This window comes from Arthrobacter sp. CAN_A6, from assembly GCF_015751715.1.
Classification (GTDB): domain Bacteria; phylum Actinomycetota; class Actinomycetes; order Actinomycetales; family Micrococcaceae; genus Arthrobacter_D.
Map to the genome: position 1 here is coordinate 1 of NZ_JADOUV010000042.1, position 1,552 is coordinate 1,552.

The 1,552-nt window shown below is 62.2% G+C and carries 1 protein-coding gene; it reads right to left on the reverse strand.

What is annotated here, in order from left to right; translation table 11 throughout:
• Positions 1–34 precede the first annotated feature (34 nt).
• Positions 35–1,467, reverse strand: a protein-coding gene (locus IWX75_RS17470; protein ID WP_442859001.1) for a DDE-type integrase/transposase/recombinase whose coding sequence is annotated in 2 segments (ribosomal slippage) — positions 35–1,092 and positions 1,092–1,467 — 1,434 coding nt in all. Because the reading frame shifts where the segments join, the coding sequence is not laid out codon by codon here.
• Positions 1,468–1,552 lie beyond the last annotated feature (85 nt).

Sequence of the window (1,552 nt, forward strand, 5' to 3'; positions counted from 1 at the left end):
CGGAATTTTTCAAGCTGAACGGTACCAAGGGGAGTTAGGCGGCTGACTGTTGGGTGGTTTCCTGGGGTTGGTTGATCCACGCTGGTCCTGGGGGCGCGAGGATTTTGGGGTCGGTGGTCGTGGTGAAGCGTTCGGGGTGTCTTTCGCGGGCCGCAGCGAGTGTTGCTGAGCGTTCTTTGGCGACGCTGGCGGCGTGGCCGTAGTGGACGTTCGCGGGGGTGTGGAAGCCGATGCCGGAGTGCTGGTGGTGATGGTTGTACCAGTCCACGAAGCCGCTGATGAAGGCCCGGGCGTCGTGGAGGGAGGCGAAGCGGTCGGGGAATTCCGGACCGTATTTCAGGGTCTTGAACAGCGCCTCGCTGTAGGGGTTGTCGTTGGATACCCGGGGTCTGGAGTGGGACCGGGTGACCTCCAGATCCGAGAGCAGCGCGGCGACGGTTTTGGAGGTCATGGACGTTCCCCGGTCCGCGTGGACGACCTGCGGGATGCCATGGATCCCGAAGATTCCCTTCATCATTTCCACGGCCAGCACCCCGGATTCGGTGGCGTGGACGTGCGCGCCGACGATGAACCGTGAGTGGATATCGACCATCATGTAGCAGTCAAAGTACTTCCCCCGGACCGGGCCGGCGAGTTTTGTAATATCCCAGGTGAACACCTGTCCCGGGGCCGTGGCCACCAGTTCGGGCACTGCCCGGGGCGGGTGTGTGGCCAGCCGACGGCGTTCCTTGACCTGCTTGTTTTCCTCCAGCACCCGGTAAAACGTCGATAGGGACCCCAGATAGATTCCCACATCCAGCAGCTTCGTATAGACCTGCATCGGTGCCAGATCCACGAACTCCGGCGAGTTCAGCGCCAAAAGAATCCCGGCCCGTTCCCGGGCGCTGAGCTTGTTCTGCGGCGCTACCGCCGCACAGTCCCGCGGGAGGGCTGGTTTACGGTTCGCGGTCGCACGCGAAACACCCGTCAACGCCGCAGCTTCCCGCGAGGGGATCTTCAACTCCAGCATCCCCCGGTAGGTGGCCATCAGCGTTTCCTGGACCGGGGCCCGTCCGGCATATCCTGTGAGGCGTCCTCTAAGAACGCCTGCAGTTTTCCCATCAGATCCAGGGCTGCCTCGGTCTTTTCCAACCGGCCCTGCGTCACCTCTAACTGGCGGCGCAGACGCGCGTTCTCGGCCTGATCCTTCGAGAGTTTCCCGATCGGTTCCCCGGCCTGCTTCCCGGCCAACACACCGGCGTCACGAAGCTTTCTCCACTCGGTCATCTGTGAGGAATACAAGCCCTCCCTGCGCAGGAACGCACCACCCTCGCTGCTCTGACACGCAGTCTCGTACTCGGTCAAAAACTCGAGCTTCTGAAGAGGCGTGAACGACCGGCGAGGCCTCGGCCCACCAGCCCGAGGCCCGGAACTACTACTACTCACAGGACTATCTTCGCGTACCGCACTCAAAACTGGACTGGACATGATTACTGGATTCCTGATTCTCGCCCCACGCGATCAAACGGACTTGCTACGAGCCCCTGGTACCGTTCCAGCCTGACACGTAGGG